The sequence below is a fragment of the Polaromonas sp. CG_23.6 genome (genome assembly GCF_029892315.1).
Lineage (GTDB): Bacteria > Pseudomonadota > Gammaproteobacteria > Burkholderiales > Burkholderiaceae_C > Polaromonas.
Map to the genome: position 1 here is coordinate 2,035,020 of NZ_JARXUY010000001.1, position 12,551 is coordinate 2,047,570.

Annotated in this window: 13 protein-coding genes; 8 read left to right on the top strand and 5 right to left on the bottom strand. The window is 62.6% G+C overall.

What is annotated here, in order from left to right; all coding sequences use genetic code 11:
* Positions 1-47 precede the first annotated feature (47 nt).
* Together H4V98_RS09645 and H4V98_RS09650 are read left to right on the top strand one after the other, a co-directional pair.
* Entirely contained in the window at positions 48-2,402 is a 2,355-nt protein-coding gene (locus H4V98_RS09645; protein ID WP_280757475.1) for a cellulase family glycosylhydrolase, read from the top strand.
* Positions 2,403-2,622: 220 nt separating this feature from the next.
* Positions 2,623-3,132, top strand: a complete 510-nt coding sequence (locus tag H4V98_RS09650; RefSeq protein WP_196862702.1) for a DUF1993 domain-containing protein — start codon at positions 2,623-2,625, stop codon at positions 3,130-3,132.
* Between the two features lie 125 nt (positions 3,133-3,257).
* Here the strand turns inward: H4V98_RS09650 and hmpA are convergent, their stop codons facing one another.
* On the bottom strand, positions 3,258-4,439 hold the full coding sequence (hmpA, locus tag H4V98_RS09655) for an NO-inducible flavohemoprotein (RefSeq protein WP_280757476.1): 1,182 nt from the start codon (positions 4,437-4,439) through the stop codon (positions 3,258-3,260).
* 190 nt (positions 4,440-4,629) lie between these two features.
* Between hmpA and norR the strand changes: the two genes are divergently transcribed.
* Entirely contained in the window at positions 4,630-6,216 is a 1,587-nt protein-coding gene (gene norR, locus H4V98_RS09660; protein WP_280757477.1) for a nitric oxide reductase transcriptional regulator NorR, read from the top strand.
* A 101-nt stretch (positions 6,217-6,317) separates the two neighbouring features.
* Here the strand turns inward: norR and H4V98_RS09665 are convergent, their stop codons facing one another.
* Entirely contained in the window at positions 6,318-6,773 is a 456-nt protein-coding gene (locus H4V98_RS09665) for a DUF4864 domain-containing protein (RefSeq protein WP_196862699.1), read from the bottom strand.
* A gap of 203 nt (positions 6,774-6,976) precedes the next feature.
* Here H4V98_RS09665 and H4V98_RS09670 point away from each other — a divergent pair, with 203 nt between their 5' ends.
* The 3 genes from H4V98_RS09670 (at position 6,977) to H4V98_RS09680 (ending at position 8,932) form a co-directional block, all read left to right on the top strand.
* Complete coding sequence (locus H4V98_RS09670; RefSeq protein WP_196862698.1) at positions 6,977-7,381, top strand: TspO/MBR family protein; 405 nt, start codon at positions 6,977-6,979, stop codon at positions 7,379-7,381.
* A 47-nt stretch (positions 7,382-7,428) separates the two neighbouring features.
* Positions 7,429-8,187 carry a GDSL-type esterase/lipase family protein gene (locus H4V98_RS09675; RefSeq protein WP_196862697.1) on the top strand — a complete coding sequence of 253 codons (759 nt, stop codon included), beginning with the start codon at positions 7,429-7,431 and terminating at the stop codon, positions 8,185-8,187.
* A gap of 82 nt (positions 8,188-8,269) precedes the next feature.
* The gene (locus tag H4V98_RS09680; protein ID WP_196862696.1) at positions 8,270-8,932 is read left to right on the top strand and encodes an alpha/beta hydrolase; all 663 of its coding nucleotides are present in this window, start codon (positions 8,270-8,272) and stop codon (positions 8,930-8,932) included.
* A gap of 54 nt (positions 8,933-8,986) precedes the next feature.
* Here H4V98_RS09680 and H4V98_RS09685 read toward each other — a convergent pair whose 3' ends face one another.
* Positions 8,987-9,295: a hypothetical protein gene (locus tag H4V98_RS09685; RefSeq protein WP_196862695.1), complete on the bottom strand. Its 309-nt coding sequence runs from the start codon at positions 9,293-9,295 to the stop codon at positions 8,987-8,989.
* Between H4V98_RS09685 and gshA the strand changes: the two genes are divergently transcribed.
* Positions 9,275-10,849 (top strand): glutamate--cysteine ligase, encoded by a 1,575-nt coding sequence (gshA, locus tag H4V98_RS09690; RefSeq protein WP_196862694.1) that lies wholly within the window; start codon positions 9,275-9,277, stop codon positions 10,847-10,849. The two genes, H4V98_RS09685 and gshA, sit on opposite strands and share 21 nt — an antisense overlap.
* 12 nt (positions 10,850-10,861) lie before the next feature.
* Here the strand turns inward: gshA and H4V98_RS09695 are convergent, their stop codons facing one another.
* Positions 10,862-11,092, bottom strand: coding sequence for an oxidoreductase-like domain-containing protein (locus H4V98_RS09695; protein ID WP_196862693.1), 231 nt, complete (start codon positions 11,090-11,092; stop codon positions 10,862-10,864).
* A gap of 17 nt (positions 11,093-11,109) precedes the next feature.
* Positions 11,110-11,379 (bottom strand): hypothetical protein, encoded by a 270-nt coding sequence (locus tag H4V98_RS09700; RefSeq protein WP_196862692.1) that lies wholly within the window; start codon positions 11,377-11,379, stop codon positions 11,110-11,112.
* A gap of 175 nt (positions 11,380-11,554) precedes the next feature.
* Here H4V98_RS09700 and ylqF point away from each other — a divergent pair, with 175 nt between their 5' ends.
* On the top strand, positions 11,555-12,514 hold the full coding sequence (gene ylqF, locus H4V98_RS09705) for a ribosome biogenesis GTPase YlqF (protein ID WP_196862691.1): 960 nt from the start codon (positions 11,555-11,557) through the stop codon (positions 12,512-12,514).
* Positions 12,515-12,551 lie beyond the last annotated feature (37 nt).

Below are 12,551 nucleotides of genomic sequence, written 5' to 3' on the forward strand. Positions count from 1 at the left end.
AGAAAACATCAATGCACAGGCGAGAATTTTCACAGGCTGCCGCTGCCATGGCGGCCTTTGGACTGTGGGGCGGGCAGCCAGCGCTGGCGGCCGGACCGTCCGAGGCAAAAGCGCCCGCGGTCACTCCGGTGGCCCTGGGTACCAACCTTTCCGGCCTCGAATGGGCTGCACCCGGCCTGCGCCACGGCCTCAGTTCCGCCCCCAACATTCATTTCACCGTCCCGCGAAAATCGGATGTGGCCTACCTGGCCGCCTGCGGATTTACCAAAAACCGCCTGCCCATCCAGTGGGAACTGCTGCAGCCGATGCTTCCCGGGACTGTGGCAAATGCCGCTGCCCGGTCGCTGATCGGCGAGCCCGGTGCCTTTCATGCCGGCTATGCGTCCTACATCACCGGCTTGCTCGATGCCCATGCGGCCTCAGGCACGCGCTGCATCATTGACCTGCACAACTACGCCCGCTACACGGACTTCATCTACCAGCCCGATGGCGCGGTTATCGGCCTGAAGGCTGCTCCGGATCCCCTGCTCAGGCCCTACACCACCGACCGGTCGCAGATTCAGCGGCGGATTTTTGCGCTGGAAAAAGGCGCCACCCTCACACCGGCACTGTTTGCCGATGTCTGGCGCCGCGCGGCGACGCTGTGGAAAAACCATCCCGGCCTGGGCGGCTACGGCCTGATGAACGAGCCCCACGAGATGCCCGAGCGCGACAGTATTGTCGAAAGCAAAAGGGGCCGCGACGACCTGATGATCCTGCCGGTGTTCATGCAGGCGGCCATTGATGCCATCCGCGCCATCGACAAGGAAACGCCCATTTATGTGGGGGGCAACGAGTGGAGCAGCGCAGGCAGTCTGGCGACGAAAAATCCTGGCTATCCGTTGAAGGGAGAAGGACTGATTTATGAAGTGCATGCCTATCTGGACCGGCGCAGCACCGGCCATGCCTTCGACTGGGACATTGAATCGACGCCCCGGAAATTCGGCAGTGCCCAGGCCGAGCCGATCAGTCGCAGCACCGGACGTGACCGCATCCGGTCGGCTCTGGACTGGGCCAAGGCCAAAAAGGTCCAGCTTGCGCTGGGCGAAGTCGGCATGCCCATTGACGACCCGCGCTGGGCTGAAAGCTTCAGGAACACGGTCGATCTGGCATTGCAAAACGGCGTCGAGGTATACAGCTGGATGGCCGGCAACCACTGGCCGATACGCAGCAATGCCTTGAATCATGTGGCGGGCTGGCACCAGAACAAAACGCTGGAGCCGCTGGTCTCTGGCGTCATGAAAGCTTCGGCAGGCATTGCGCAGGCCATGCTGTTCGACGACGGCCCGGGCCATGCGCGCGCGGGCACACCCACCACCATCACGGTGTATGCGCGGGGCAACCTGGCCCGGCCCGTGCGCCTGACGGTGGCGGTCAAGGGACGCGGCAAGCTCAGCAAGGAAGAACTGACGATCCCGGCGGGTCCGAACGGGCAGGACTCCTTCAGCTACACGCCGGCTGACAATCAGGTGGCCGTGCTGAGTTACACCAGCATCGGCTCGCCAGCTGTGCCGGTGCCGCCGCCGCGCAAGGTGTTCTCGCTGAACGATCCGGTGGCCCACGCATCCACCAGTCTGGAAGACGCGGCCATGGCCATCATCGCCCGCTATGGCGCCTGCAAATGGGACATGGCCGACGCCTACACCGACTACATGCTGGGTGCGCCGTCAGGCAGCGGCCAGGTGGTGCGCGCCGTGTCCGACTCGGGCTATGGCTCAAGCCCGGGCAATCCGATGGAAATGCTCAACTGGACCAACACCGAAACCCCTGCCATGGGGCGCATGTCGCTGCCGGTGCTGCGCGTGGCCAATGGCCGGAAAAGTTCGGGCCACCAGGCCGACACTTCGGGCTTCTGGTGCAAAAAGGCGGTGCCTGAAGCTGACATACGGCCCAACCCCGTCAATCGCGTCCCCTACAACATTGAAGACCGCTACTTTGCCATTGCCGCCGTTGGCATCGCCGCAAAAGACAGCAGCGGCCTGGTTTTCCAGGCGTCCCAGACTGAAGCCAGCCACGCCTGTGAACTGGCGTTTTCGAACGGCCAGCCGGTGGTCCGGTGGGAAGATGCCAAAGGCCGGAAGGCAGAACTGACCAGCCCCGACAAGCTGGCACCCAACAAGCTGTCGGTACTGACCTTCACCTGTGCGCCCGAAGACCAGTCGTTGCGCGTCAATTCGGCGCTGGTGGACAGCGGCAAGGCCACGTTTGCACCAGGTCATTTCAACCAGATGCTGCTTGGCTGGGGATTCAAGGATTACTACCCACAAGAGGGTTTCAGCGGCAATATTTATGCGGTCATCACCGGCAAAGGTGTGCCGACAACAAGCGAGCTGGCGATTCTGGAGCGCTACCTGCGCGGTTAGACACCAAGCCAGTCGTGGCATGCAGGGCTTCTGACAGGGTGGGCCAGGGCCGAATGGCCGCAGCGGCCGGGTTTTACACGCCGGTGAAACCGGCCTGCCCGCGTGTGGCGATTATTTCAAAAGCAGCGCCAAGCGTTGATGGCAGCGAGAATGCCGGGTCTTGCAGTTTGCCAGGCATGGCAAACTGCGGTTCCGTTGACATTCCCTGATGAAAGAGCCCATGACCAGCCCGATTTACACTGCTTCGATTCCCGTTTTCAAACAGATGCTGGGTGGCCTCAGCGGCGTCCTGAGCAAGGCCGAAGCCCATGCGGCTGCGAAAAAAATCGACCCCAACGCCTTGCTGCAGGCGCGGCTTTACCCCGACATGTTTGCGTTGCTGCGCCAGGTTCAGGTGGCCAGCGATTTTGCCAAGAGCGTCTCGGCCCGGCTGGCTGGCGTGGAAGTGCCCAAGCTGGCCGACGACGAGCAGACCTTTGCCGACTTGCAGGCGCGAATTGCCACCGTACTGGCGTTTATTGAAGGACTCGATGCTTCACTATTCGCCGAAGCCGCCACACGCGAGATCGTCACGCAGGCCGGCACGCCCAAGGAAAAGCGCTTCACCGGCGAGTCGTACATCTTCAACTACGGCCTGCCGCATTTCTTTTTCCACACCACCACGGCCTATGCCATCCTGCGCCACAACGGCGTGGAAGTGGGCAAGAAGGACTACATCGGCACGTATTGAAGACGCCAACCGGGGTCATCTGATGAGCCCGGTTGTTTGATTTTCTAACCAAATCGGCCTTTTGCGCACGCAGGGCGGGCGCAAGCAGCTATTGAATTCATAGTGCATGGAAAATCTGCCCGGTTTTATTCCAGCGCGCTGGCGGGGCCGAAAAACTCGAAACGGGTTTGCGATTCAGGCACGCCCAGCTCGCGCAGCTGCTTCTTCACACGACGCATGAAGGGCTTGGGCCCCAAAAAGTAGGCGTCCACATCGCGTGAAGCCGGCAGCCATTCGGCCAGTTGCGCGCTGCTGCGCAGGCCGATGGCGTGCGGTGCCTGCGCTTCGCCTGCATGCTCGTCATAGACATAAAAGCGCTTGAGCTGCGCATGCCGGGCTTGGCGCGCCTCGATGGCCGCGCGAAACGCATGCGCCGATCGGTTGCGCGCAAAGTGGATGAAGTGCACTGGCCGCGTTCCCCGCAAGGCGGCATCCAGCATCGCCAGCGTGGGCGTGATGCCGACGCCGCCGCTGATCAGCACCAGCGGCTTGTCGCTGTCTGCCAGCACGAATTCGCCAGCGGGTGGTGCCAGCTCCAGCACATCGCCTTCATGCAGCTGATCGTGCAGGTAGCCTGACGCCACGCCACCCGGCTCGCGCTTCACGCTGATGCGGTAGTCGCTGCCGTTCGGCGCGGCCGACAGCGAGTAATTCCGGCGTATTTCCTGGCCGTTCACCACCAGTCGCAGCCCGATGAACTGGCCGGGCTGGAAGCTGACCAGCGCGCCGCCGTCTTGTGGCTCCAGGTAGAAGGAGGTGATCTCGGCGCTTTCCGCCTCCTTGCGCACCACGCAAAATGGGCGCGTGCCGCGCCAGCCGCCCGGGGCTGCCGCCACTTCGGCGTAAATCTTTTCTTCAGCGACGATCAGGATGTCGGCCAGTTGCTGGTACGCCGCCGCCCAGGCGGCAATCACGGCGTCGGTGGCAATCTCGGCCCCCAAGACCTCGCGGATGGCGCGCAGCAGGCAGCTGCCCACCACCGGGTAATGCGCCGGTTCGATCTGCAGCGAGACATGCTTGTGGATGATCTGGTTGACCAGTCCACCAAGCTGCTCCAGCCGGTCAATGTTGCGCGCATACATCAGCACACCGTTGGCCAGCGCACGCGGCTGGTCGCCATTGGCCTGGTGCGCCTGGTTGAAAAACGGCCGCACCTCGGGGTGCTCGGCCAGCAGGATCCGGTAAAAATGGGTGGTCAGCGCTTCGCCGCCAGTCTCCAGCAGCGGGACAGTGGACTTGACGATGGCGCGTTGTTCTGGGGTCAGCATGAATTCTCCGTTGTGGGCAGTTGCCGCCTCGCACGCTGCGAAGCGGGGCAAACAGCCGATAACCTGGTTACTCAAGAGTCGTGCCCGCCTGGCAATTCATATGGATCAAGCACTTGCGCGATTTTTGACTAAAAAAGAGTCAAAATGACATGGATGAAAAGTAGTCAAAATGATGCTTTAAGGAGTCAATTTGATCGCCAACCCGATGCTGCATGTTTTGGTGCCCCTGGTCGATGACCTGTCGCGTGAACTGCCGGACAGCGAGCGCTACCGCCGTTTGCTCGAAGCCATGCGCGCCTTGCTGCCCTGCGACGCGGTGGCGCTGCTGCGGCTGGAGGGCGTCTGGCTGCGGCCGCTGGCGGTCAATGGCCTGAGCCGCGACACGCTGGGCCGGCGCTTCAAAATCGACGAGCATCCGCGCTTTGGCTTGTTGCTGGCGGCTGGCGGGCCGCTGCGCATTGCCGCCGACAGCACGCTGCCCGACCCGTATGACGGCCTGGTCGAAGGCTTTCACGGCCAGCTGGAGGTGCATGACTGCATGGGCTGCCCGGTGCAGGTCGGCGAAAAGCCCTGGGGTCTGCTGACGCTTGATGCGCTGGCCAGCGAGCGCTTGTCCCAGGTCAATTTGCAAGACCTGCAGGCCTTTGCCAGCCTGGCAGCCGCGACGGTCAGCGTCGTGCAGCGCATCGAGGGCCTGGCGCTGCGGGCCGAGGACGAGCGCCGGCGCGCCGACATCTTTGGCGCGCTGATGGCCGAGAAAGGTGCACGACCCACGCTCATAGGCCAAAGCCAGGCGCACCTGCGGCTGCTGGAGGAAATCGCCATTGCCGGCAACAGCGCGCTGACGGTGCTGCTCACTGGCGAAACCGGCGTCGGCAAGGAACTGGTGGCGCAGGCGCTGCATGCTGCGTCACCGCGCGCCGCACGCCCGCTGATCAGCCTCAATTGCGCGGCCCTGCCCGAGACGCTGGTTGAAAGCGAACTGTTCGGCCATGTGCGCGGAGCATTTTCAGGTGCGGTGGCCGATCGGCGCGGCAAGTTCGAGCTGGCCGATGGCGGCACGCTGTTTCTGGACGAAGTGGGCGAGTTGCCGCTGGCGGTGCAGGCCAAGCTGCTGCGCGTGCTGCAGGGCGGGCAGCTGCAGCGACTGGGCTCGGACCGTGAACACCAGGTCGATGTGCGCGTGATTGCCGCCACCAACCGCGACCTGGCCGCCGAGGTGCGCGCCGGACGTTTTCGCGCTGATTTTTACCATCGGCTCAGCGTTTATCCCCTGCTGGTGCCGCCGCTGAGAGCGCGCGGCCATGACGTGCTGTTATTGGCCGGCAACTTTCTGGAGCAGAACCGTTCACGCCTGGGGCTCGGCAGTTTGAGGCTTGACGCCAGCGCGCGCGCTGCGCTGTTGGCGCACGACTGGCCGGGCAATGTGCGCGAACTTGAACACCTGGTGAGCCGCAGCGCGCTGAAAGCTCTGGCCGGCCAGTCGCCACGGCCGCGCATCGTGAGCCTGAGCGCACGGCATTTTGACTTTTCACTGACGCCTGAAAGCGGGGCGGCAGCAGTGCTGGCGGCTGTCGATGCGCCTGCCGCCAGCACTGCGGTGCCCGTTGATTTGCGCACTTCAACCGAGGCGCACCAGCGCCTGTGCATACAAGCCAGCCTGGAGCGCCATGGCCACAACTGGGCGTCAGCCGCACGCGAACTGGGCCTGCACCGCGCCAACCTGGTCCGGCTGGCCCGAAGGCTGGGGCTGGCGGACAAAGGGGCGGGTGGGTGAAGGGGTAAGAAGCACGGACGCTTTTATGCCAAAACCAGCGTTTCCGCTTTATCCACAAGCGCTGACAGCTATTGAAACAATAGCTGTCAGGATGTGTCCGTTCAAGCCATGCGTCCCTTGTTCGGAATCACCTGGCAACCGGTGATGCGCCAGGACTTGTCTTTTTGCCGCTGAACGCTGTAAAGCGCAAGCCAGGCCTTGCCGTCTTCATCCATCAGTTGCACCCGCTGGATCACCTGGCCGTGGTGCTCTTCAGGCTGGAGGAACGCCGTGGAGGCAGGGCGGTAGATGGCCGGGTAGCTGCTGCGCACCATGTCCATGAAACGGCTGGCCGTGCCGACGGATGCACGCACATTCGGCGCCGCAAACGAAAACGCTGTGGCGGCGTCGTCCCGGGCCAGCGCCTCCAGTTGTGCCGTAACCACGGCGCGCACGCCTTGCGCATCCGCCGCAGACAGCGCCCACGATGGCAATGGCGCCAAAAGCATGAGGGCTGCGGCCAGCCAGCCTGTCAGGCGGGCAAGAAAAATAGACGAAAAAGCCTGGCTGTTTTTCATGGTGACACTTTTCATTAAGGCCCCGCAAATGCAATCATCACATCATGCCGCAAACCTTGCTGAAAAGTACGCAACAGATGACCAAACAGATTCAAGCGGCTGCAACTCGCGCTTGCGTCCTACCCGGTCATCCGGCGGCCACAATAGGAGCGCGACAGGCGCGGTGTTAAAACAACGCATTCCCACTTCAGACACGTTTCAATATGGACAACACCAGCAGCGCTGCTTGGTACGCGCAACTTGTCAAACCCTTTTTTGCACCGCCCGCCTGGGTGTTCGGCCCGGTCTGGTCCGTGCTGTATGTTGTCATCGCCATCAGTTTCGGGTTTGTGCTGTTTCAGACGATCAAACGCCGCCTGCCTTTTGCCGTGTTGCTGCCCTTCATCCTGAACCTGCTGTTCAATGCCGCCTACACGCCAATCCAGTTCGGCCTGCGCAACAACCTGCTGGCCAGCATCGACATCGTGCTGGTGCTGGGCACTCTGGTCTGGGCCATGCGGGTGATCTGGGGGAGGGCACGCTGGGTGGCGCTGGTGAACATTCCCTACCTGCTGTGGGTCGGGTTTGCCACGGTGCTGCAATTGAGCATTACCTGGCTCAACCGTTGAACCGTTGAACCGATGAACATCGATTCGATCCAACCAAGCTGCCTGCCATGACTTCACGGTTTTTCTCGACGCGCCGTCTGCCTGCTGCGTTGTGGACGTTCGCTGCGCTGGTTGTTGCGGCCACTGCCGGGCATGCCGCATGGCGTATCAAACAATCCGTTGAACTGGCGCGCCAGAGCGAGCCGCTCCAAGCGTCGCCGACCGGCGCCACCGCCAGCTTGCTGATCGCCGGTGACAGCACGGCGGTCGGCACCGGCGCGTCTTCTGCGGCCAGCAGCGTGGCAGGCCTGATCGCGCGGGACCATCCTGGTCTGCGCATTGTCAACCGCGCCCAGGATGGTGCGCGCTTTGCTGACATTGTTCGCCAACTACAAGGCGACGAGCGCTTTGACGCGGTTCTGGTGATGGGCGGCGGCAACGACGTGATTCGCCTGACGGGTGAAGAGGCGCTGGCGCAGAACATTGCCAGAGTCGCCCAATTGGCCGCAGCCCGCGCGCCGTTGGTGGTCCTCATGCCGCCCGGGAATGTCGGCAATGCACCTTTTTTCATGCCGCCACTGTCGTGGCTGATGGCCAAGCGCTCCCGGACGCTGCATGGTCTGGTGCGCCAGTCCGCCGCAGACCACGGCGCCATTTATGTGAACATGTACAAGAGCAAGGCTGAAGACCCGTTTGCGCAGCGGCCCGGTGAACTCAATGCCCGCGACGGCCTGCACCCGAGCGATGCCGGCTACCTGCTGTGGTACGACGCGCTCAACACGCAAGCGGAGCTGGGCCGTCGGCTAAGGTCTCTCAAGGCACATTAAAATCTGTTCCTTGATGCGGTCCGGAAAGCTGTGCTTTGCCGGACTTTTATTTTTTTTCTTTCTCCTTTTTATTGGCCAACGCATGTCTCTTCAGATCATTGAAGCCCAGAGCGGCGAAGACCCCGTCGCCACCATTCTTATCCTGCACGGCCTGGGTGCCGACGGACGCGACTTCGTGCCGATTGCCGAGCAACTCGATTTGTCCAGCATCGGGGCGGTCCGTTTTTTGTTTCCCAGCGCACCGCACATGCCGGTGACCATCAATGGCGGCTACACCATGCCCGCCTGGTACGACATTCTGGGCGCCGACCTCGTCAGCCGCCAGGACGAAGCCGGTATGCGCCAGACCCAAGCCGCCATCGAAGCCATTATTGCCAATGAAAAAGCGCGCGGCATTCCGGCCCATCGCATCGTCGTCGCAGGTTTTTCACAAGGTTGCGCCATGGCATTGATGGTCGGTTTGCGCCACACCGAACGGCTGGCGGGTATTGCTGGCCTGTCAGGCTATTTGCCGCTGGCCGAAAAAACCACCGCTGAAGGCAGCGCCGCCAACAAGGACGTGCCGATCTTCCTGGCCCATGGCTCGCGCGACGGCGTGGTCGCACTGCCACGCGCCGTGGCCACGCACGATGCGCTGACCGCGCTGGGCTACCCGGTCGAATGGCACGAATACCCGATGGAACATTCGGTTTGCCCGCAGGAAGTGGCCGACCTGCAGCAGTGGCTGCTGCGCGTGCTGGCTTGAGCCGGATTTATCAATTAAATAAGCCGTTTGCGCATGGTGGACGTGCACAGTCAGCTATTGAAAAAATAGCACGATGAAGGGCTGGACAAAGCACTTGCCGCCGATCCTGGCGGGTGCACATGCTTTTTTTGTCCCTTCAGGCCGTGCCTGTGCCGTGGCATTGCTTTTGAACGGCATGCAAACTGCAAGTTTTTCCAGGCCCATGCTGGCTTGATTTTCAGCATTTTGCTGGCGACTTACCCCTCCCGCCTGCTGACAGTACAGGCAAACAACCTGCGACAGCGCAAAGCATCGGTGTGTGATAACTTCCACGCCAATCCCAAGAATCCGAGAGAACACTGTATGACCCCATTGCAGGCCCATGCCGACGCAATTTTGCAATCACGCCTGAAGGCGTTGACTCCCCAGCAGCTCCAGGGCATACGCCGGGGCATTGAAAAGGAAAGCCTGCGGGCCCGGCCCAGTGGCGCGCTGGCGCTGACGCCGCATCCGGCTGCCCTTGGCTCGGCACTGACGCATCCCAGCATCACCACCGATTTCAGCGAGTCGCAGGTCGAGCTGGTCACCAGCGCCCACGCCAGCCCCGAAGCCGCGCTGGACCAGCTCACGCAGCTTCACCAGTTCACCTACCAGGCGCTGAAGGAAAACGGCGACGAAATGCTCTGGGTGTCGAGCATGCCCTGCGGCCTGCCGACGGATGAAACCATTCCGATTGCCCGCTTCGGCTCGTCCAACGTCGGCCGCGCCAAGAGCGTGTACCGCGTGGGACTGGGCCACCGCTATGGCCGGCGCATGCAGACCATTTCGGGCATTCACTACAACTGGTCGCTGCCCGGTGTCAGCAACGAGCAGTACTTTTCGCTGATCCGCAATTTCCGCCGCCATGCCTTTTTGCTGCTTTACCTGTTCGGCGCCTCGCCTGCGGTATGTTCGACCTTTGTCGCCGGCCGCCAGCATGAGCTGCACAAATTGACCGACACGACCATGTACATGCCGCATGGCACTTCGCTGCGCATGGGCCGGCTCGGCTACCAGAGCGATGCGCAGGCCTCACTGGCGGTCAGCTACAACAGCCTGGAGGGCTACGCTGCTTCGCTGCAGGACGCCCTGACCCGGCCCTATCCGGCCTACGAAGCCGTCGGTATCCGCAACCCCGGCGGCGACTACAACCAGCTGGACACCACGCTGCTGCAGATTGAAAACGAGTTCTACGGCACGATTCGTCCCAAGCGCGTGATTCATCCTGGCGAGCGGCCGCTGCATGCGCTGCGTGAACGTGGCGTCGAGTACATCGAAGTGCGCCTGATGGACCTGGACCCGTTCGAGCCGGTGGGCATCAACGCGCAGACCATGCGTTTCATCGACGTATTTCTGTTGCATTGCCTGCTGTCCGACAGTCCGTCCGACACGCCTGCCGAAATTGCCGAGATCAAATACAACCAGCACCAGACCGCAGCGCGTGGCCGCGAACCCGGCGTGCAGCTCCAGCGGTCCGGCGGCGAAGTCGCGCTGGTGGCATGGGGCGCGGAAATTCTGGCCGGGTGCGCGCCGATTGCCGCGGCGCTCGATGCCGAGCATGGCGGCACGCAATACCGCGATGCGCTGGCCGCTGCCAGCATCGGCCTGGCAGATGCCGACACGCTGCCGTCGGCCCGGGTGCTGGCCGCCATGGCGAAGGATTTTGACAACTCCTTCGTTCAGTTCATCAAGGCCCAGTCGCTGAAAACCCAGACCGCGCTGCAAAGCCTGCCGCTGACCGACGAGCAACTGGCCCGCTCGCTTGACATGAGCCGTCAATCCGTCGAGGCGCAAAAGGCGATTGAGTCGGGCGACAGCATGCTGTTCGAGGACTACCGGCAGCAGTATGTGTCGCCCGAGCACCTGGAAGTTCGGGTGCCGGAGGCGGTGCACGGCTGAACCGAGGGATGTTTACACGCCTTGCAATTGAAGCAAGGCCTGTTGCCGCCAATAGGCTGCTGCGCTGTAAAAGCCCTCCCATACACAGCCGTTGCAGCCGCGCCCGCAGCAACTCGTGGGTTCAGCCGGCGCAGGGCGCAGGCGTATACCTGAATCATGGGCGCGCTGCTGCAGTGCGCTGAACAGCCTGTGCCAGTCCCCGGGGCTGGCAGGCAGGCGCAGCAGGTCATCAAACGACGTCATGGCTTGGCTGCAAGCGTTCAGGGCTTGCTTTGCGCCGACAGGCGCCGCTTGGCATACAGCCCCAGGAAGGCCCAGCCCAGCACCAGCGCAAACCAGCCGACCAGCGAAGCCTGGGCGACGATGCCCTGCATGCCGGGTGAGGTGATGTAGTGGGGTGACACCAGCACGCCCAGCCCGATCAGCGTGCACAGCACGCCCTTGATCAGCAGGTCGTTGTTGGCCTTTTTGTCAGCCTGGCGGGTGTTGGAGTTGTTCGGGCGGCGGGTGGGGGCATTGGGTAAAGGCATGAGGTGGATTTTCCCCTATTCGTCCGGCCTGGCCAGGCCGCCGCACCGATCGGCGTCTGAACAGGTGACAATTCGGCATTCGGTGCCAGGCGGCTGATAGTGAAATGCCTGCCGCCGCCTTGGCTGCAATCACGCAGCCTGGCCTGCACCCGCAACCCAAGAAAGAAACATCCCGATGGCCATCCAGTGGTTTCCCGGTCACATGCACCTGACCAAAAAAGCTATTGCAGAGCGCATCAAGGAAATTGATGTGGTGATCGAGCTGCTCGACGCCCGCCTGCCCGGCTCCAGCGCCAATCCGATGCTGGCCGAACTGACCGGCGCCAAGCCGGCGCTCAAGGTGCTGAACAAACAGGACCTGGCCGACCCGGCGCGCACCGCGCTCTGGCTGGCGCACTACAACAGCCAGCCAGGCACCCGCGCCATTGGCCTGGATGCCAGCATGAGCACGCCGGCCAAGGCGCTGATTGAAGCGTGCCATGCGCTGGCGCCAACGCGGGGCAGCATGGTCAAGCCGATGCGCGTGCTGATCTGCGGCATTCCCAACGTCGGCAAATCGACGCTGATCAACACGCTGACCGGCAAGCGCGCCACCAAGACTGGCGACGAGGCCGGCATCACCAAAGTCGAGCAGCGCCTGGTGCTGGCCGATGGGTTTTACCTGTGGGACACGCCGGGCATGCTGTGGCCGCGCATCATCGTTGCCAAGAGCGGCTACAACCTGGCCGCCAGCGGCGCGATTGGCCGCAATGCGTTTGAAGAGGAAGAGGTTGCGCTCGAACTGCTCGACTACCTGATTCCCAACTACCCCGACATGCTGGCATCGCGCTACCGGCTCGACCTGGAACCCGGTATTACCGACGAACAGGTGCTGGAAGAAATTGGCCGCAAGCGCGGCGCGGTCTTGACCAAGGGCCGCATCAACCTGCAAAAAGCCGCCGAAATCGTGATTTATGAATTTCGCGCCGCCACGCTGGGCCGCGTGACGCTGGAAACGCCCGAGGAGTTTGCCCGCTGGACAGCCGCGGGACAACTGCTGGATGCCGAGCGTCAGGTGAAAAAAGACAAGATTGAAACCAGCCGTTTGATCAAGCAGAAAAAACTTCCCCGTCCCGTCAAGTTCGGTTCGCGTTAGGCGGTTAGGCGGTTAGGCGGTTAGCGGTGCTGATGGC

Excerpts from the sequence above, each read along its gene's own strand:
- H4V98_RS09650 (WP_196862702.1), top strand. The coding sequence starts at position 2,623 with ATGACCAGCCCGATTTACACTGCTTCGATTCCCGTTTTCAAACAGATG.
- ylqF (WP_196862691.1), top strand. The coding sequence starts at position 11,555 with ATGGCCATCCAGTGGTTTCCCGGTCACATGCACCTGACCAAAAAAGCT.
- H4V98_RS09680 (WP_196862696.1), top strand. The coding sequence starts at position 8,270 with ATGTCTCTTCAGATCATTGAAGCCCAGAGCGGCGAAGACCCCGTCGCC.
- H4V98_RS09670 (WP_196862698.1), top strand. The coding sequence starts at position 6,977 with ATGGACAACACCAGCAGCGCTGCTTGGTACGCGCAACTTGTCAAACCC.
- H4V98_RS09675 (WP_196862697.1), top strand. The coding sequence starts at position 7,429 with ATGACTTCACGGTTTTTCTCGACGCGCCGTCTGCCTGCTGCGTTGTGG.
- hmpA (WP_280757476.1), bottom strand. The coding sequence starts at position 4,439 with ATGCTGACCCCAGAACAACGCGCCATCGTCAAGTCCACTGTCCCGCTG.
- H4V98_RS09685 (WP_196862695.1), bottom strand. The coding sequence starts at position 9,295 with ATGGGCCTGCAATGGGGTCATACAGTGTTCTCTCGGATTCTTGGGATT.
- gshA (WP_196862694.1), top strand. The coding sequence starts at position 9,275 with ATGACCCCATTGCAGGCCCATGCCGACGCAATTTTGCAATCACGCCTG.
- H4V98_RS09665 (WP_196862699.1), bottom strand. The coding sequence starts at position 6,773 with ATGAAAAACAGCCAGGCTTTTTCGTCTATTTTTCTTGCCCGCCTGACA.
- H4V98_RS09645 (WP_280757475.1), top strand. The coding sequence starts at position 48 with ATGGCGGCCTTTGGACTGTGGGGCGGGCAGCCAGCGCTGGCGGCCGGA.
- H4V98_RS09700 (WP_196862692.1), bottom strand. The coding sequence starts at position 11,379 with ATGCCTTTACCCAATGCCCCCACCCGCCGCCCGAACAACTCCAACACC.
- H4V98_RS09695 (WP_196862693.1), bottom strand. The coding sequence starts at position 11,092 with ATGACGTCGTTTGATGACCTGCTGCGCCTGCCTGCCAGCCCCGGGGAC.